This is a genomic window from Pseudaeromonas aegiceratis (genome assembly GCF_046254905.1).
Classification (GTDB): domain Bacteria; phylum Pseudomonadota; class Gammaproteobacteria; order Enterobacterales; family Aeromonadaceae; genus Pseudaeromonas; species Pseudaeromonas aegiceratis.
Map to the genome: position 1 here is coordinate 3,193,412 of NZ_CP158016.1, position 18,426 is coordinate 3,211,837.

The following is an 18,426-nucleotide window of genomic DNA, read 5'->3' on the forward strand; positions in this document are numbered from 1 at the left end:
CCCGCCAAACGGCTGACTTAAAACAAAGGGCCCCGCAATGCGGGGCCCTTTGTTTGTCGCTTTATGCGTCTTATGCGTCCAGGCGCAGCTCCAGTGGCACCTCGAAGACCATGTCCTCTTCCGGGCCCTGAAATTCGCTTACCGTCTCGGCACCCAGCGCCTGCAACCGAGCCACCACGGCCTGCACCAGCACCTCGGGCGCCGATGCCCCGGCGGTAATGCCCACGGTATTCACCCCGGCCAGCCAACCTGGCTCCACCTGGGCCGCATCATCGATCAGATACGCCTTGGCGCCCATCCGCTCGGCCAGCTCCCGCAAGCGATTGGAGTTGGAAGAGTTACGCGACCCCACCACCAGCACCAGTTCCGCCTCGGCGGCCAGGGCCCGCACCGCATCCTGACGGTTTTGGGTGGCGTAGCAGATATCGTCCTTGCGCGGCCCCTGGATCTTGGGGAACTTCTGCTGCAGGGCGTCGATGACCTCCCGGGTTTCATCCACGCTCAGGGTGGTCTGGGTGACAAACTGCACCCGCGCGGGATCCTGGATCGCCAGTTCCCCCACCTGCAGCGCATCCTCCACCAGATACATGCCGGCCCCGTCATTCTCGTACTGACCCAGGGTACCCTCCACCTCCGGATGGCCCTGGTGGCCTATCATGATCACCTCATCGCCCTTGCGGCTGGCGCGATGCACCTCCATATGCACCTTGGTCACCAGGGGGCAGGTGGCATCAAACACCTTGAGGCCACGGCGCTTGGCCTCATCCCGCACCGCCTTGGACACACCATGGGCGGAGAAGATGACGATCTGGTCATCCGGCACCTCGTCCAGCTCTTCGACGAAGATAGCACCGGCTTGCTTCAGGGTTTCCACCACGTACTTGTTGTGCACCACCTCATGGCGCACATAGATGGGTGCGCCGAACTTGGCCAGAGCGTTCTCCACTATGCTGATGGCGCGATCCACGCCGGCACAGAAGCCTCTGGGGTTGGCCAGTATCACTCTCATGACGGCTTGTCTCCTGCGGGGGGGGAGCGGCGCAGCAGCAGCCCCTCCAGCACTATCATGACGGCACCGACGCAGATGGCGCTGTCCGCCAGGTTGAAGGCCGGGTAGTGCCACTGCCCCACGTGAAAATCGATGAAGTCCACCACATGGCCATAGGCCAGTCGGTCGATGAGATTACCCAGGGCACCGCCGATGATCAGGCAATAGGCGATGGGTGACCAGCGCGCGGCGGCCGGCAGCTTGCGCAGCCAGACCAGCAGGACGGCGCTCACCCCCAGGGCAAACAGGGTGAAGAACCAGCGCTGCCAGCCCGGTTGGTTCGCCAGGAAGCTGAACGCCGCCCCCTTGTTGTAGACGTGCACCAGGTTGAAATAGGGCACCAGGGACTGCCCCGGATAACCGAAGGGCAACCACTGCAGCACCGCCAGCTTGCTCAGCTGATCCAGCAGGATCACCAGGGCGGCCAGCCACAGCCAGCGCAGCCCGGTTTGTTTGAATAGGCTCATCATCAGGCGAACTTACGCACCTCGCCCTCGCCAGCCACGTTGCTGACGCAGCGACCGCAGATTCCCTCGTGACCGGCATGGGTACCCACATCGGCCACGTGCTGCCAGCAGCGCTCGCACTTGGCGGCAGACGAGGCCGCCACCAGCACGGACAGACCGGCCAGCTCGGTGGCCATGGCCTCGGCCGGAGCCGCCTCCCGGCTCACCTCGGCCTTGGAGGTCAAGAGCACGAAGCGCAGCTCCTCTCCCAGGGCCGCCAGCTTGTCGGCCAGTTCGGCCGAGGCGAACAGGGTAACCTCAGCCTGCAGGGAACCACCGATGCGCTTGTCGTTACGGGCGGCCTCCAGGGCCTTGTTCACCTCGGCCCGCACATCCAGCAGCTCGGCCCAGAAGGCATCGTCCATGGACTCGCCAGCTGCGAGACCGAACAGGCCGGCATACCACTCCTGGGTGAAGACGAACTTGTCCCGCTCGCCGGGCAGCAGGGCCCAGATCTCGTCGGCGGTGAAGCTCATGATGGGCGCCATCCAGCGCACCATGGCCTCCACTATGTGGAACAACGCGGTCTGGCAGGAGCGACGGGCCAGGCTGTCGGCCTTGGCGGTGTACTGCCGGTCCTTGATGATATCCAGGTAGAAGGAACCCATCTCCACCGAGCAGAACTGCATCAGCTTCTGGGTCACCTGGTGGAAGTTGTATTCATCATAGGCCAGGGCGATCTCGTCCTGTACCGCCTTGGCCCGGCCCACGGCCCAGCGATCCAGCACCACCATCTCCTCCGGCGACACCATGTCGGTGGCCGGATTGAAACCGTTGAGGTTGGCCAGCAGGAAGCGGGCTGTGTTGCGGATGCGACGATAGGCATCGGCGGCGCGCTTCAAGATCTCGTCTGAGACCGTCATCTCGCCGCTGTAGTCGGTGGAGGCCACCCACAGGCGCAGGATGTCGGCGCCCAGCTTGTTCATCACCTCTTGCGGACTCACCACGTTGCCGATGGACTTGGACATCTTGCGACCCTGACCATCCACGGTGAAACCGTGGGTCAGCACCTGGCGGTAGGGGGCGTGATCCTTCATGGCCACGCCGATCATCAGGGAGGACATGAACCAGCCACGGTGCTGGTCGGAACCCTCCAGATACATGTCCGCCGGCTGACCGTTGAACTCGGGCCGCACATCCACCACGGAGGCGTGGGTGGAGCCGGAGTCGAACCAGACGTCCAGGGTGTCCGGCACCTTGTCGTACTGGACGGCGTCCTCGCCCAGCAGCTCAGCCGGATCCAGATCCCACCAGGCCTGGATGCCCTTGGCTTCCACCCGCTTGGCCACGGCTTCCATCAGCTCGGCCGAACGGGGATGCAGCTGCTGGGTCTCCTTGTGCACGAACAGGGCGATGGGCACGCCCCAGGTGCGCTGCCGGGAGATACACCAGTCGGGGCGATTCTCCACCATGGCCTCGATGCGGTTCTGGCCCCAGTCCGGGATCCACTGCACCCGCTTGATCTCACCCAGCGCCTTCTGGCGCAGGCCGGCCTGCTCCATGCTGATGAACCACTGCGGCGTGGCACGGAAGATGATCGGTGTCTTGTGACGCCAGCAGTGCGGATAGGAGTGACGGATGGCTTCCTGATGCAGCAGGGCGCCGGTCTCTTGCAGCACCGCCACCACGGAGGCGTTGGCCTTGAACACGTGCTGGCCGGCAAAGCGCGGGGTATCCGGCAGATAGACACCGTTGCCCCCCACCGGGTTGGCCACTTCCAGGCCATATTTTTGGCCCACCACGAAGTCTTCCTGACCGTGGCCCGGTGCGGTATGCACGGCACCGGTACCGGAGTCGGTGGTGACGTGATCACCCAGCACCACGGGCACATCAAAGGGATAGAAGGGGTGAGCGAAGCGCTGCAGCTCAAGGGCCGCGCCCTTGCAGTAACCCAGGTTGTGGTACTGGCTGATGCCGGCTCTGTCCATCACATCCTTCACCAGGGCCTCGGCCAGGATCAGCCGCTCGGGCTGGTCACCGTCCACCTGCACCAGGGCGTAATCCAGCTCGGCATGCAAAGCCACGGCGCGGTTGGCCGGCAGGGTCCAGGGGGTGGTGGTCCAGATCACGACGGAGACTGGGCCATGGCCCAGATGGTCGGCAGCACAGTCGAAGCGGCCCACCACAGCAGCCTCGTCCACCGCCTTGAAGCGCACGTCGATGGCCGGCGAGGTCTTGTCCTGGTATTCCACTTCCGCCTCCGCCAGGGCGGAGCCACAGTCGGTACACCAGTGCACCGGCTTGGACCCCTTGTGCAGGTGGCCCTTGTCGATGATCTTGCCCAGGGCCCGGATGATGTTGGCCTCGGTATTAAAATCCATGGTCAGGTAGGGCCGCTCCCAGTCCCCCAGCACCCCCAGGCGGACGAAATCGGCCTTCTGGGACTCAATTTGGGTCTTGGCGTACTTGCGGCACTCTTCGCGGAACTGGGCGGCGGAGACCTTCTCCCCCGGCTTGCCCACCATGCCTTCCACCTTCAGCTCGATGGGCAGGCCATGGCAGTCCCAACCCGGCACGTAGGGGGCATCGTAGCCCGCCAGGCTCTTGGACTTGACGATGATGTCCTTGAGGATCTTGTTGACCGCGTGACCGATGTGAATGCTGCCGTTGGCGTAGGGGGGGCCATCGTGCAGGATAAAAGACTTCTTGCCCCGCTTGGCCTGGCGAATCGCACCGTACAGATCTTGGTCGTACCAGGCCTTCAGCATGCCCGGCTCACGTTTGGCCAGGTCGCCGCGCATCGGAAAAGAGGTTTCCGGCAGGTTCAGGGTGTGTTTGTAGTCGCTCATCGGTCCTTGGTTCCGTTACTGTTGCGTGGATGAGCCCAGGCCAAAAAAGGCGCGTGCTGCCTGGGCATCCCGTTCAATCTGCTGCTTGAGCGCAGCAAATGACTCAAATTTTTGCTCGTCTCTTAGCTTGTGACAGAGGCGAACCTGGATCTGCTGGCCATACAGGTTGCCGGCAAAATCAAACAGGTGCACCTCCAGTTGGGGGCGGGTGCCATGCACAGTCGGGCGCACGCCCACATTGGCCACCCCATGGAGGAGTTGGCCAGAAAATAACACTTCTACCGCATACACGCCACTGACCGGCACCCGCCGCCGCTTGAGGTGGACGTTGGCGGTGGGGAAGCCGATGGTGCGTCCCAGCTTGTCGCCGTGGGCCACCCGGCCGGACAGGGTATAGGGTTCACCCAGCATGCGCTGCACCTGGTGCAGGTCGCCCTCCCCCAGGGCCTCGCGCACCAGCGTGCTGCTGACCCGCTGGGCATCGACACAGAAGCTCTGGGTGCTGACCACCGAAAATCCGTGGCGGCGGCCGGCCTGCTGCAGCAGGGCAAAATCCCCGCGCCGCTCCCGACCGAAGCGAAAATCGTCGCCGACGATCAAGAAACGCACCCCCAACTGTTGCACCAAGATCTGCTCGATAAACAGCTCAGGCTGCAACTGGGCAAACGCGTGATGGAAGCGGACGCACAGCAGGCGGTCGATGCCCAGGCGCGCCATGGCCAAGTATTTCTCCCGCAGCCGGGAGAGTCGGGCCGGGGCCTGATGCTGAATGAACAGCTCCAGCGGCTGGGGCTCGAACAGCATGACGCAGGCCGGCACCCCCAGGGCATGGGCCTGGCGCTTGAGCTGCTGCAACACCGCCTGGTGGCCCAGGTGCACACCGTCAAAATTCCCGATGGTCAGCACACAACCGGCATGTTCAGGGCGCAGATTATGAAGACCGCGGATTAACTCCATGACGCTGGCAATTCCTTAGCTGGCTGGCGAAATCGGCGGATTATACCGTAAAGCCCCCACGGGTTCAGCCCTCGGCGGCGGTTTTGAGGTGCCGTGGCCGCACCCCGGCCGCCAGCAGCACCAGGCCATAGGCCAGGCCGCCCAACAGGATGAGCTTGATCAGCTCCAGGCTGGCCCGCAGCATGGACCAGTGGCTCCACACCGTCAGATCCGGCGAGCACTGCCACAGCAGGACTCCCATGGCGGCGGTGGCCAGCAGCAGCTGCAGCACGAAGCGGCCCGTCTCCCGGCCGGGACGGTAGACGCCGGCCCGATAGAGGCCGGAGAACAGCAAGACGGCGTTGAGGGTGCCCGAACAGGCGGTGGCCAGCGCCAGGCCCACGTAGCCCAGGGGGTAGATGAAGATCAGGTTGCAGACCATGTTGGCCACCATGGCCAGGATGCCGATGCGCACCGGTGTGCGGGTGTCCTGGCGGGCATAGAAGCCCGGTGCCAGCACCTTGATCAGCATCAAGGAGAGCAGCCCTGTGGTGGAGGCCAGCAGGCTGGCCCCCGCCATCTGCACCTCATGGGGGCCAAACTCACCGCGCATGAACAGCACCCGCAGGATAGGCTCCCGCAACAACATGATGCCGAACATGGCCGGCAGGCCCAGCAGCATCACCATGCGCACCCCCCAGTCCAGGGTCTGGGCAAACTGTCCCGGATCCTCATCCACGTGCCGGCGAGACAGGGCAGGCAGTATCACGGTACTGATGGCCACGGCAAACATGCCTAAGGGAAACTCCAGCAGACGATCCGAGTAATAGAGGTAGCTGATGGCCCCGGTGGCCAGAAAGGAGGCCAGCATGGTGTTGAGCAGCAGATTGATCTGGCTGACGGACACGCCGAACAGGGCCGGCAGCATCAGGGTGCGGATCTTCACCACCCCGGGGTGATGCCAGCCCCAGCGGGGCCACACCAGCAAGCCCATCTGCTTGAGAAAGGGATACTGAAAGACAAACTGCAGCAAACCGCCCAGGAAGACGCCGATGGCCAGACCGATCTCCGGGTGGACCAGCTTGGGGGAGATCCACCAGGCCGCGCCTATCATGGCCACGTTGAGAAACACCGGCGTGAAGGAGGACACTCCGAAGCGGCCGAAGGTGTTGAGCACGGCGCCGGACATGGCGGTGAAGGTGATGAACCAGAGGTAGGGGAAGGTGATCTTCAGCAGCAGGCTGGCCATCTCGAACTTGGCCGCCCCGGGCCCGTCCTGCAACCAGTCCATGAACCAGCCCCAACCGAACAGGGCGGTGAGCACACCGGACCCCAGCATGCCCAGCAGGGTGACCAGGGTGATGATGCCCCCCAGGGTGCCCGCCACCACCGCCAGCAGCTCCCGCACCGCCGTCTTGTCTTCATCCGCCTTCTTGTATTCGGTCATCACTGGGATGAAGGCCTGGTTGAAGGCGCCCTCGGCAAACAGCCGCCGCAGGAAATTGGGAATGCGGTTGGCAAAGAAGAAGACGTCGGCGGCCAACCCCGCCCCCAGCAGATGGGCGATCACCACGTCCCTTGCCAGCCCCAGCACCCGGGAGGCCAGGGTCATACCGGACACCAGCATGCCGGATTTGAGAAGTTTCTTGCTCAAGAGGGATCCTTAAAAACTGTGACAACCGTGCAAAGGCTGCTAAAATCGGCCGTCAGTTTAACTATCCGTCACGGCCCAGGCTACTGGCCCGCGGTGGTTATTTGCTCAAATCATTTGACTTTAATGGGCCAAGAAGGCATATTCTCGGCCTTTTCAGCACACTCGCTAAGACAGTTTCAGGAGTTATACCTTGGCTAACATCAAATCTGCTAAGAAGCGCGCGATTCAGGCAGAGAAGGCTCGCCAGCACAACGCTAGCCGCCGTTCCATGACCCGTACCTATGTGAAGAAGGTTGTTGCCGCTATCGCCGCTGGCGACAAGGCTGCCGCCCAAGCCGCCTTCACCGCCGCTCAGCCGATCCTGGATCGCATGGCCACCAAGGGCCTGATCCACAAGAACAAGGCCGCCCGTCATAAGGCTCGCCTGGCTGCCCAAATCAAGGCCCTGTAATCAGGCCCTGATGGCACAAAAAAACCGGCATCTGCCGGTTTTTTTTTGTCCGCTTAACAGCAAAAAAAAAGCCAAGCCCCTCAGGCCTGGCAGTAAAGCTGATGCAACACCCCTATGATGCTGCGCACCTCATCGCTCTTGAGGGAGTAATAGACGGTCTGGGCACACTTGCGCGTGGCCACCAGCTCATCGCGCCGCAACACCGCCAGATGCTGAGACAAGGCCGACTGGCTCAAGCCAAGGCGCTCGTTGAGCTCCCCCACCGACAATTCCTGGGCCTGCAGATGGCACAAGATCAGCAAACGATGCTCATTGGCCAACGCCTTGAGCAGCGAGACGGCCTTGCCGGCCTGGGTCTGCATGTCTTCAATTTGCATGGGTCGCATCTCGTATTCTGGAAATGCAGGCATGATACCAGCAACGCCTGGATTGGGAAGAAACCGATTACATTTTTACTCGGATAAACCGTGCCAACCCTCAGATCCCGCACGGAATTAATACCATTCAGCCCGGCAGGAGAGCCGGCGCCGACGGACGATGCGCTGGCGGCCGCGGGATCGGCTTAGCCAGCACAGAGACTTAGCAGGAAACAGAGCCCAGCGCATGACCAGGGCTCCCCTGCGCCTAATCCACCAGACAGGCATCCATGGCTAGATTGACGCCGTCCTCGGCAACCGAGTCCCCCTGCTGGCCACCGAACAGCGCGGAAAAGTCGCTCTCACAGATCTTCTTCACCGCCGGATGCTGGATCATGCGCTCGGCAAAGATCACGTAATACTCTTCCTTCAACTCCTGGGTTTCCCCCAGCAGCTCCACCGCCTCCCCTTCCAGCAACTCATCCTGGTAGAGGGAGGGGGCCACGAAGATACCCTGATTGAAGAAGCCGAACGCCTTCATCAAGGCCGCGTCGTCAAACTCGCCCATCACCTTGGGATGCAGGCCCTTTTCCTCGAACCAGCGGGTCAGCTGGCGCCCCATGGCCGTGCGGCGCCCGGGGATAAGCAGCTTGCGCTCCTCCAGACAGGCGGGGAATGGCGCTTGGGGCAAGGGGCTCTTGCAGAAGAAACTGACCCCGCACTCCCCCAGCTTCTTGGAGAGCAGACCGGCATGCTGGCTGGAGTCCACCGGACAATCGGAGAGGATCATGTCCAGCTTGTGTTCACTGAGCTGAGCCAGCAACATCTCATGGGTGGACTCAAAACAGCGCAGGTGAATATCCCCATCCGCCGGCAGCACCGACAGGAGAACCCGGCTGGCCAGCCGCTTGGACAGGGCATCGGCGATCCCCACATCGAACATGATCTGGTTGTCTTTGCGGTAATTGATGATATCCAGCATCTCATAGGAGAGGCTGAACATCTTGTCGGCATACTGGAAGATCAGCTGGCCCAGCTCGGTGGCTTCCAGCTGACGTCCCTTGCGCTTGAACAGGCGGCCGCCCAACCGCTGCTCCAGCAGGCGGATCTGGCCGGTAACCGTCTGCGGCGTCAGAAACAGCGCCTCCGCCGCCCGGGTCACCGAGCCGCGTTTCTGGGTCATCCAGAAATAATAAAGATGGTTGTAATTAAGATGGGACATGGGATCTCTTCCTCGTTACACCAATCCTGGTCATCAATAAAAAGCCCGATCCGCATGATCGGGCTGGTTCCTTAATCAAGGCTAACATGCTCAGCTGAACCCTGACTGTCTGGCAGGGCGCTCCGCAGCAAGACATACCCCACCACGGCGGCCAAGGTTGAGCCACCCAGGATCCCCAAACGGGAGAAGACGCCGTACTCCACCCCGGCCAGTTCGAAGGCCAGGGAGGCGATGAACATGGACATGGTAAAGCCGATACCACACAGCACACTCACCGCGAAAATCTGCTTGAAGTTCACCCCGGGCGGCAACTTGGCCAGCCCGATCCACACCGCCAACAGGCTGATGAGGAAGATCCCCAGGGGCTTGCCCACAAACAGGCCCAGCATGATGCCCAACGGCAGGGGCGACGCCAGATCCCCGAAGCCGACACCGGAGAGGGAGACGCCGGCATTGGCGAAGGCAAACAGCGGCAGGATCAAATAGGCGCTCCAGGGGTGCAGCTGATGCTCCAGATGTTGCAGCGGCGACGCGTGCCGCACCCCCTTGTTGGGGATCAGGAAACCCACCACCACACCCGCCAGGGTGGCATGGACGCCGGACTTGAGCACCGCCACCCAGAGCACCAGACCCACCAGCAGATACAGGCTGATCCGATCCTCACCACGCCGATTCATCCAGACCAACAGGGCCACGGCGACGACGGCCACCAGCAGGGCGGACAGGGTCAGTTGCTGGGTATAGAAGAGGGCGATGATCAGGATGACCCCCAGGTCATCTATGATGGCCAAGGCCAGCAGGAACACCTTGAGGCTGGTGGGTACCCGGTTGCCCAGCAGCGCCATGACGCCGAGGGCAAAGGCGATGTCGGTGGCCGCCGGAATGGCCCAGCCATTGCGGGTGATGGGATCATCGTAGTTGAACAACAGGTAGATGATGGCCGGCATCAGCATGCCGCCGATGGCCGCCACCGCCGGGAAGGTGGCCTGCTCGCGACTGGAGAGGGCCCCCTCCAGCATCTCGCGCTTCACCTCCAGGCCCACCAGCAGGAAGAAGATGGCCATCAGGCCGTCGTTGATCCACAGCAGCAGCGGCTTATGCAGATCCAGTGACGCGACGCGGATCTGCACCTCGGTATCGAGGAATCCCGTATACAGGCTGGCCAGCGGCGAATTGGCCAGCAGTATGGCCAACAGGGCCGAGACGATAAGGATGATGCCGCTGGCGGATTCCAGCTGCAAAAACTTCTGAAGGGTCTGACGCATGGTGACCTGCCTCACAAAAATGTTACGCGGTGCACAAGTATAAACGGATGGCTAGTACGCCATTAATCGTTTATGAAAGCACTATAACTCGGATTTTCTGAGGTATCTCGGTGGATAGCCAGCCACATCCCGAAAGATGCGACTGGCAACCGGTTTCATACGGCGACAGGTGCCTTGATGGCGGGATGAGGATCGTACCCGTCGATGACAAAGTCTTCGAAACGGTAGTCAAACAGGCTGGCGGGGCGCCGCTGGATCGTCAGGGTCGGCAAGGGGCGCGGCTCCCGGCTGAGCTGCAGCTTGGCCTGCTCCAGGTGGTTGCGGTACAGATGCACATCGCCGCCGGTCCAGACAAAGTCCCCCACCGCCAGATCACACTGCTGGGCCACCATATGGGTGAGCAGGGCATAGCTGGCAATGTTGAACGGCAGGCCCAGGAAGACGTCACAGCTGCGCTGGTACAGCTGGCAGGAGAGCTTGCCGTCCGCCACGTAGAACTGGAAGAAGGCATGGCAGGGCGCCAGGGCCATCTTGTCGAGATCCGCCACGTTCCAGGCGGAGACTATGATGCGGCGGGAGTCCGGGTTGTTGCGGATATCCTCCAGCACCCGTTGCATCTGATCGATGTGCCGGCCATCCGGCGCCGGCCAGGCGCGCCACTGGTGACCATACACGGGGCCCAGGTTGCCCTGCTCATCCGCCCACTCGTCCCAGATGCTCACCCCATGCTCCTTGAGATAGGCGATGTTGGTATCCCCCTGCAGGAACCACAACAGCTCATGGATGATGGACTTCAGGTGGCACTTCTTGGTGGTGACCAGGGGGAAGCCCTGGCTCAGGTCGAAGCGCATCTGATGCCCGAACTGGGACAGGGTGCCGGTGCCGGTCCTGTCCTCCTTGGGGGTGCCGTGGGCCAGCAGGGTGGCCATCAGCTCCAGGTAATTCTTCATGCTTTGTCTCCTTGTTGCCGAACGCCGAACCAGGCTGGCTTGCGATAGGCAATCCAGATCATCAGCAGACCGGCCAGCACCATGGGCAGGGAGAGGATCTGCCCCATGCTGATGAGGTTGAAATAGAGGCCCAGCTGGGCGTCCGGCTGGCGGACAAACTCCACCAGGATGCGGAACAGGCCGTAACAGACCAGGAACAGGCCGGAGATCACCCCACGGGGCGGCTGCCGACGCCAGACCAGGTTGAGGATGAGGAACAGCAGTACCCCTTCCAGCGCGAACTGATAGAGCTGGGAGGGATGGCGCGGCTCGGGACCGCCGGTGGGGAACACCATGGCCCAGGGCACGTCTGACACCCGCCCCCACAGCTCACCATTGATGAAGTTGCCCAGACGGCCGGCCCCCAGGCCAAAGGGCACCAGGGGCGCGACGAAGTCGGCCACCGTGAAGAAGTGCCTGTGGGTGCGGTGGGCAAACCAGACCATGGCCAGTATCACCCCCACCAGGCCGCCGTGGAACGACATGCCCCCCTGCCAGATGCGCAGCAGATACAGGGGATCGTCCAGAAACAGCGGCAGGTTGTAGAACAGCACATAGCCGATGCGGCCGCCGAGGATCACCCCCAGAAAGCCGTAGAACATCAGATCCGAGACCTCCTGGCGGCTCCAGGCGCCGGCGGAACGGTCCGCCCGCCGATTGGCCAGCCACATGGCGAACAGGAAGCCCACCAGGTACATGACGCCATACCAATGGATCTGCAGGGGACCGACACTCAAGAGGACAGGATCAATCTTGGGAAAGTTCAGGTGCGTGGCACTCATGACGACAAAAAACCCTCGTGGATTTGCGATAAAAAACCGGGCCGCCTCTGGCGACCCGGCCGGCAGTGGGATCAGTGCTTGCTGGGTAACAGGCTGGTCAGGCCGATCTGCTCCAGATAGCCGCTGAACAGGCTCTTCAAGGCGGCGGAATTATCCTGCTTCAACCCCAGCTCCAGCAAGGGCTGCAACTCTTCGACGCTGGCCCGGCGGATCACGTACTTGATCTTGGGAATGCTGCTCAGGTTCATGCTGAACCGGCGATAGCCCATGGCCATCAGCACCAGCACCCCCAGGGGATCGCCGGCCATCTCACCACAGACCGACACCGGTTTGGCATGTTGATGGGCCTCGTTGGCGATCTGATACAGGGCGCGGATGACCGCCGGATGAAAGGCGTCATAGATGTCGGCCACCCGGCTGTTGTTGCGATCCACCGCCAGCAGATACTGGGTGAGATCATTGCTGCCCACCGACCAGAAGTCCACGTAGGCGGCCATCTCCGGCAGGATATAGAGCGCCGACGGCACCTCTATCATGGCCCCCAGACTGGGATAGCGGATGCTGCTGCCCCGGCGGCCCAGCTCCTCCGACACCTCCAGCCAGGCCTGATCCAGCAAGCGCCGGCCGGCCTGCACCTCGGAGAGCGAGGTCACCATGGGCAGCATGATGGACAGGTTATCCTGCTGCTCGCTGGCCCGCAGCATGGCCTTCAACTGCGAGAGGAACAGCTCGGGATGATCCAGGGTCAGGCGAATACCCCGCCAACCGAGGAAGGGATTGTCTTCGACGATGGGCAGATAGGGCAAGGGCTTGTCCCCCCCCACATCCAGGGTGCGCATGCAGACGGGCCGGTTGGGATAATTGGCCAGTATGGCGCGATAACGGGCCGTCTGCTCCTGCTCCGACGGGAAGCTGTCATGGAGCATGAAGGGGATCTCGGTGCGGTACAGGCCGATACCATCCGCCATGTCCAGCACGGCGCTCTCCCCATCCACCGACAGGCCGGCGTTGAGCAGCACAGAGATGCGCACCCCGTCCCGGGTCACCGAGGGCAGATGACTCTCCCCCCCCACCAGGGCATCGAAGGCCTTGGCCTGGCGAATAAGCTGCTGATACTCCTCTAGCACCGACGGGTTGGGCTCGATGATCAGCTCGCCTATGTTGCCGTCCACCACCAGCAGGCGCTGATCCAGCTCGGTCAGCGGCAGATCCAACCCCATCACCGCCGGTATGCCCAGGGCGCGGGCCAGGATGGCGGCATGGGAATTCACGGCCCCGCGCATGGAGACCATGCCCACCAGGCGGTCCCGGGGTATCTCCGCCAACAGGGTGGCGGTGACCTCTTCGGCCATCAGCACCACGGGCTCGTCAAACTGGTACTCTTCGTGGTGGCTGTGGGCCAGGCGGCTCAACAGCCGCTGGGCCACATCCCGCAGGTCCAGCGCCCGCTCCCGCAGGTAAGGGTCGCTCATGGCCTCGAACTGGCCGATGAACCGCTCGGTCACCTGACGCACCGCCGAGGCGGCACTCCAATTTTCTTGGTGGATGGCTTGCTCGATCTGCCGCATGTAGGCCGGATCGGTCAGCAGATGCTGATAAATCTCGAAGATGGCGCCGGAGTCCTTGGCCACCGACTCGCGAAACCGCAGTGCCAGGCGATCCAGATCCATCTGCACCTGCAGCACCGCCTGCTGCAGCAACTCGCTCTGCAGCTCGGGATCGTCGCTGTGCTTGAGGTTGATCTGGGACAGTTCCAGCTTGGGTTGCCAGACCCAGGCCTTGGCGATGGCCAGCCCGGGAGAGGCCGCCACCCCCTTGAGGGTGCGGCGCCAATGGTGCTGATTGAGCAGTATGCCCTTGACCTCGGCATGGGCGATGCGCCCCGCCAACTGGGCCGCCAGGGTCACCAGGAAGGATTCGTCGGTCTCGTCGAACTGGCGGGATTCCTTTTGCTGGACCACCAGCACCCCCAAGACCCGGCGCTGGTGCATGATGGGCACACCGAGGAAGGAGTGAAACTCCTCCTCCCCCACCTCGGGCAAGTACTTGAAGCTGGGATGGGAGGGCGCATCGGCCAGGTTGATCAGCTCCTCTCGCCGCCCCACCAGGCCCACCAGCCCCTCGTCAAACGGCAGCACCGTCTTGCCGGCCGCCTCCGGGGTCAGGCCATCGGTGGCCGCCAGGCGATAGCGTCGCCGCTGCGCCTCGGAGAGGTAGATGGAGCAGCAGTCCACCTCCATCACCTCACGGGTCTGAGCCGCCAGGGTGTGCATGGCCTCTTGCAGTGACGGGGCCAAAGTCACCCCCTCGACTATGTGTCGCAATGCGGTTAGCACCCTGTCTCCTCCCGTGCCGGCTGGCCTAGCGTCCGCGGGGACGCCGCGGCTCTTTCTTGTTGATAACAGGCATGGCGATGGCGGCGAACTCCTTCATCACCCGTCGATAGACCTCACGCTTGAAGGAGACCACCTGACGCACCGGATACCAGTAGCTGACCCAGCGCCAGTCATCGAATTCCGGCTGACCATGGCAGCCGAACTGGATGCAAGACTCTTTACCCTCCTCCAGGCGCAGCAGAAACCATTTCTGTTTCTGCCCTATGCATACCGGGGAGCTATCCCAACGTATCAATCTCTTTGGCAGACGGTACTTCAGCCAGTTGCGGCTGGTCGCCAGAATCGTAACGTCACCGGGTCTGAGGCCGATCTCTTCATACAGCTCGCGAAACATGGCTTCTTCGGGAGTTTCCCCCTCATCGACTCCCCCTTGGGGGAACTGCCAAGAATGCTGACCGAATCGCCGAGCCCATAACACCTGTCCATTGCGATTGCAGATCACGACACCAACGTTGGGGCGAAAACCATCGCCATCAATCACGCAATCACCTGTCAATAAGACTCTTTTTCTTGGTTACGATTTTTCCACATTCGGACCCCAGCAGCAAACGGACAAGTTCACCCTGTGAGCGGGGTGGCTGTTTCGCACCGGATCCGCTCGGCGGATCCCGGATCCTGCCCAGTTAGCCACTCCCGCTGTGGATAAGGATCTGCAAAAGTCGGTATAGCGGTGGGCTTATTCAGGCGGCTGGGATGAACCGTCTTGCTGTCAAGCGGTGAATTAGATTATTAGCTGTTACTATTCAGTTGGTTACTTAGTTTTTCACGGGTCATCCAGAACCCGGCGGCCATTTTCATCCCGTGGGAATGTGGGTATCTCACGCTGCTCAAGATCCGAGCAAAACCACCAATCAGGCGATTATTTCGGCGAAATAGAGCCTGGACTGGCTAGTAGACCTCATCGTTGTGACGAAACAGTAGGGGATCCAGCAGTTATCCAATCTTTTTGTGGATAACTCTGTGCATCGGTGGCGGGTAGTGGCGGGATAAGCCGCCGGCAAGCGAGGCCACCGCTTCATCTGACGAGAACATGATTTTAAGACCATGAAAAATAAGTTCTTTTCTTATAAGATTCACGACTAGGCACCCCCGCCGTCCCCCTGTATGATCTGACGATAAATTCATCACTCGACACCGCCATGCAGCCAACGCCCCCCCGCAGCGAACAGGAACTGTTCCAACGCAGCCTCGCCCTGGCCGGTCACAGCCTGGCGGAACTGGCCGCGCAGGCCGGCGTCAGCCTGCCGGACAACCTCAAGCGGGAGAAAGGCTGGGTGGGCCAGCTGCTGGAGTGGCATCTGGGGGCAACGGCCGGCAGCAAGCCGGAACAGGACTTTCCCGAGTTGGGTATCGAGCTCAAGACCTTGCCCATCGATGAGTCCGGTCGCCCGCTGGAAACCACCTTCGTCTGTGTCGCGCCCCTGCTGGGCATCGCCGGCCAACGCTGGGAAGAGTGCAGCGTCCGCAACAAGCTCAGTCGGGTACTGTGGATCCCGGTGGAGGCCAGCCGTACCCTGCCACTGGGCCAGCGCCGGGTGGCCAGCCCATTTTTGTGGAGCCCCAGCCAGCAAGAGGAAGCCCTGCTGCGGCAGGACTGGGAGGAGTTGATGGAGCAGATCGCCCTGGGCCACATAGAGCAGATCAGCGCCCGCCAGGGACAGGTGCTGCAGCTGAGGCCCAAGGCCGCCAATGGCCGCGCCCTGACCAGCGCCATCGGCCGGCAGGGACAAGTGATCCAAACGCGCCCGCGCGGCTTCTATCTGAAGACCGGCTTCACCCACGCCCTGTTGCGCCACCATTTCTTGCTGGGCTGATCGGCGCCCTGTTCACTGGACGGATCTTTGCCACTTGACGGCTAAAATGTGACCGCCGCCGGCATTTTTGTTTTATCATCCTTGGCGGAAGCTACGCATTCCATCCCAGACTAGGGTTTTGAATATCAAGGAGATGATATGGCTGTCACGAAGAAGTTTCTCAAGAGCAAGCCGGAAGTCCAGGTGACATTCGAGGTCAGTAAGGAGGCGGCCAAGGAGGCGGTGTCGGTATTTTTGCTGGGCGAATTCGCCGACTGGGAGCCCATTGAGCTCAAGCCACTCAAGAGCGGGGTATTCAAAGCGAACCTCAAGCTGCCGGTGGATCAGCAGCCTCAGTTTCAATACCGTTTCCGCCTGGTGGATGCCGCAGGGCAGGAATGGTTCGACAATGACTGGGAAGCCGAAGCCTACTGCGCCAATCCCTTTGGCGGCGAAAACTCGGTACTCTGCGTCAGCGAATGAGACGCACCGGGTACAAAAAAGGCTCGCCATTGGCGAGCCTTTTGTTTGGCAAAAAGAAGTCGATTAGTTGAGCTTCTCTTTGATACGTGCCTTCTTACCAGACAGGTTGCGCAGGTAGTACAGCTTGGCACGACGCACATCACCGCGACGCTTCAGCTCAACGCTGGCGATCAGCGGGCTGTGGGTCTGGAATACACGCTCAACGCCTTCACCGTTGGAGATCTTACGCACGGTGAATGCAGAGTGCAGGCCGCGGTTGCGCTTGGCGATAACCACGCCTTCGAACGCCTGCAGACGCTCCTTGTTACCTTCCTTTACGCGTACTTGTACACGCACGGTGTCACCCGGGCCGAAGGCCGGGATGTCGGAACGCATTTGTTCTTGCTCGAGTTGCTTGATGATTTTGCTCATAGTCTCTTCCTACCTAGGATTAACTGAAAACTCTACTGCTGTTCGTCACTTATGCTCGCGAACAAACTGGGCAAGAAGCTTCTCTTGCTCGTCAGTCAGAGCTAGGTTGTTTAGTAGTTCCGGCCTTCTCAACCAGGTACGCCCCAATGCCTGTTTCAGACGCCACTGTCGGATCCCTTCATGGTTCCCGCTCAGCAACACCTCCGGCACCGCCAGCCCAGCCATCTCTTCCGGTCGGGTATAGTGGGGATGATCCAGCAGGCCCTCGGTAAAGGAGTCCTGCTCGGCACTGGCCTGATCCCCCAAGACCCCGGGTACCAGACGCGATACCGCGTCTATCAGGGTCATGGCAGGCAACTCACCGCCACTCAACACGTAATCACCGACAGACCATTCTTCATCGATCTCGGTCTGGATGATCCGCTCGTCGATACCTTCGTAGCGCCCCGCCACCAGAATCAGCTTGGGGTGCTGCACCAGTTCCCGCACACCGGCCTGCGTTAGCGGCCGCCCCTGCGGGGAGAGATAGATGACCCTTGCCTCGCCACCCGCGGCGGCCTTGGCCGCCCGAATGGCTTCCTGCAATGGCTGCACCATCATCAGCATGCCAGGGCCACCACCGTAGGGTCGATCATCGACCGTGCGGTGCTTGTCCTGGGCGAAATCCCGTGGATTCCAGCTGTGGATCTGCAACAGACCCCGTTTGACGGCGCGCCCGGTTACCCCGAAGTCGGTGATGGCACGGAACATTTCCGGGAAGAGGCTAACCACCCCAATCCACATAGAACCTCCAGCCAACTGCTACTTACGGGGCTTAAAAGCCCGGATCCCAATCAACTTCAATGGTATGGCCAGCCAGGTCAATCTGCTTGATGACCTGCTCTTCCAGGAACGGGATCAAACGTTCCTTCATACCAAACGCATCATTTGCTTTGGCCTGGACCACCAGAACATCGTTGGAGCCGGTTTCCATGAGCTCGCTCACTTCACCCAACTCATACCCCTTGGTGGTGACCACTCGGCAACCAATCAGGTCGCGCCAGTAGTATTCACCCTCCGGCAGGGACGGCAGCTGTTCCGGCGACACGCCGATATCGGCGCCCACCAGGGCCTGGGCCTCTTCACGCAGGTCGATACCTTCCAGCTTGCAGAGCAGCCCATTGTTGTGACGTTTCCAGCCGGTCAACCGGACTTCACGCCACTGCCCACCTTGCTGCAACAGCCAGGGGGCGTACTCGAAAATGCTCTCGGCATTGTCGGTAAAGGAATTGACTTTCAGCCAACCTTTGATGCCGTACACGGCACCGAGACGACCAACAACTATCGGGTTACTCACCTTAACGCC

18 protein-coding genes are annotated in these 18,426 nt (G+C 61.6%); 3 read left to right on the forward strand and 15 right to left on the reverse strand.

Annotation, left to right across the window (positions count from 1 at the left end):
- Positions 1-70 precede the first annotated feature (70 nt).
- The 5 genes from ispH to murJ form a co-directional block, all read right to left on the reverse strand.
- Complete coding sequence (gene ispH / locus ABHF91_RS15065; protein WP_409421068.1) at positions 71-1,009, reverse strand: 4-hydroxy-3-methylbut-2-enyl diphosphate reductase; 939 nt, start codon at positions 1,007-1,009, stop codon at positions 71-73.
- Positions 1,006-1,515, reverse strand: coding sequence for a signal peptidase II (lspA, locus tag ABHF91_RS15070; protein WP_409423134.1), 510 nt, complete (start codon positions 1,513-1,515; stop codon positions 1,006-1,008). Before lspA ends, ispH begins: the two co-directional genes overlap by 4 nt.
- Before the next feature lie 2 nt (positions 1,516-1,517).
- Positions 1,518-4,343 carry an isoleucine--tRNA ligase gene (gene ileS / locus ABHF91_RS15075; RefSeq protein WP_409421069.1) on the reverse strand — a complete coding sequence of 942 codons (2,826 nt, stop codon included), beginning with the start codon at positions 4,341-4,343 and terminating at the stop codon, positions 1,518-1,520.
- Positions 4,344-4,358: 15 nt separating this feature from the next.
- Entirely contained in the window at positions 4,359-5,300 is a 942-nt protein-coding gene (gene ribF, locus ABHF91_RS15080) for a bifunctional riboflavin kinase/FAD synthetase (protein WP_409421070.1), read from the reverse strand.
- Between the two features lie 64 nt (positions 5,301-5,364).
- Positions 5,365-6,933 (reverse strand): murein biosynthesis integral membrane protein MurJ, encoded by a 1,569-nt coding sequence (gene murJ, locus ABHF91_RS15085; protein ID WP_409421071.1) that lies wholly within the window; start codon positions 6,931-6,933, stop codon positions 5,365-5,367.
- 190 nt (positions 6,934-7,123) lie between these two features.
- On the opposite strand from murJ, the gene rpsT reads away from it, so the two are divergent.
- Complete coding sequence (rpsT, locus tag ABHF91_RS15090; RefSeq protein WP_409421072.1) at positions 7,124-7,384, forward strand: 30S ribosomal protein S20; 261 nt, start codon at positions 7,124-7,126, stop codon at positions 7,382-7,384.
- 80 nt (positions 7,385-7,464) lie between these two features.
- Here the strand turns inward: rpsT and ABHF91_RS15095 are convergent, their stop codons facing one another.
- From ABHF91_RS15095 to rppH, 7 genes are all read right to left on the reverse strand, one after another.
- Complete coding sequence (locus ABHF91_RS15095) at positions 7,465-7,761, reverse strand: metalloregulator ArsR/SmtB family transcription factor (protein WP_345012848.1); 297 nt, start codon at positions 7,759-7,761, stop codon at positions 7,465-7,467.
- Between the two features lie 247 nt (positions 7,762-8,008).
- A complete protein-coding gene (nhaR, locus tag ABHF91_RS15100; RefSeq protein ID WP_409421073.1) occupies positions 8,009-8,962 on the reverse strand; it encodes a transcriptional activator NhaR in 954 nt (317 codons plus the stop codon).
- Positions 8,963-9,033: 71 nt separating this feature from the next.
- Positions 9,034-10,227: a Na+/H+ antiporter NhaA gene (gene nhaA, locus ABHF91_RS15105; protein ID WP_409421074.1), complete on the reverse strand. Its 1,194-nt coding sequence runs from the start codon at positions 10,225-10,227 to the stop codon at positions 9,034-9,036.
- Positions 10,228-10,382: 155 nt separating this feature from the next.
- The gene (gene thyA / locus ABHF91_RS15110) at positions 10,383-11,177 is read right to left on the reverse strand and encodes a thymidylate synthase (protein WP_409421075.1); all 795 of its coding nucleotides are present in this window, start codon (positions 11,175-11,177) and stop codon (positions 10,383-10,385) included.
- Positions 11,174-11,998, reverse strand: a complete 825-nt coding sequence (lgt, locus tag ABHF91_RS15115; RefSeq protein ID WP_409421076.1) for a prolipoprotein diacylglyceryl transferase — start codon at positions 11,996-11,998, stop codon at positions 11,174-11,176. The genes thyA and lgt overlap by 4 nt, the downstream gene beginning before the upstream one ends.
- A gap of 71 nt (positions 11,999-12,069) precedes the next feature.
- On the reverse strand, positions 12,070-14,334 hold the full coding sequence (ptsP, locus tag ABHF91_RS15120; RefSeq protein ID WP_409421077.1) for a phosphoenolpyruvate--protein phosphotransferase: 2,265 nt from the start codon (positions 14,332-14,334) through the stop codon (positions 12,070-12,072).
- 25 nt (positions 14,335-14,359) lie between these two features.
- On the reverse strand, positions 14,360-14,875 hold the full coding sequence (gene rppH / locus ABHF91_RS15125; protein WP_409421078.1) for an RNA pyrophosphohydrolase: 516 nt from the start codon (positions 14,873-14,875) through the stop codon (positions 14,360-14,362).
- 658 nt (positions 14,876-15,533) lie between these two features.
- Here rppH and mutH point away from each other — a divergent pair.
- Positions 15,534-16,208, forward strand: coding sequence for a DNA mismatch repair endonuclease MutH (mutH, locus tag ABHF91_RS15130; RefSeq protein WP_409421079.1), 675 nt, complete (start codon positions 15,534-15,536; stop codon positions 16,206-16,208).
- A gap of 138 nt (positions 16,209-16,346) precedes the next feature.
- Entirely contained in the window at positions 16,347-16,670 is a 324-nt protein-coding gene (locus ABHF91_RS15135) for an isoamylase early set domain-containing protein (RefSeq protein ID WP_409421080.1), read from the forward strand.
- Positions 16,671-16,733: 63 nt separating this feature from the next.
- Here ABHF91_RS15135 and rplS read toward each other — a convergent pair whose 3' ends face one another.
- The 3 genes from rplS to rimM are packed head-to-tail and all read right to left on the reverse strand — an operon-like array spanning position 16,734 to position 18,417.
- Positions 16,734-17,081: a 50S ribosomal protein L19 gene (gene rplS, locus ABHF91_RS15140; RefSeq protein ID WP_345012862.1), complete on the reverse strand. Its 348-nt coding sequence runs from the start codon at positions 17,079-17,081 to the stop codon at positions 16,734-16,736.
- Between the two features lie 45 nt (positions 17,082-17,126).
- Entirely contained in the window at positions 17,127-17,864 is a 738-nt protein-coding gene (gene trmD, locus ABHF91_RS15145) for a tRNA (guanosine(37)-N1)-methyltransferase TrmD (RefSeq protein ID WP_345012864.1), read from the reverse strand.
- A gap of 31 nt (positions 17,865-17,895) precedes the next feature.
- Positions 17,896-18,417 carry a ribosome maturation factor RimM gene (rimM, locus tag ABHF91_RS15150; protein ID WP_409421081.1) on the reverse strand — a complete coding sequence of 174 codons (522 nt, stop codon included), beginning with the start codon at positions 18,415-18,417 and terminating at the stop codon, positions 17,896-17,898.
- Positions 18,418-18,426: the final 9 nt, after the last annotated feature.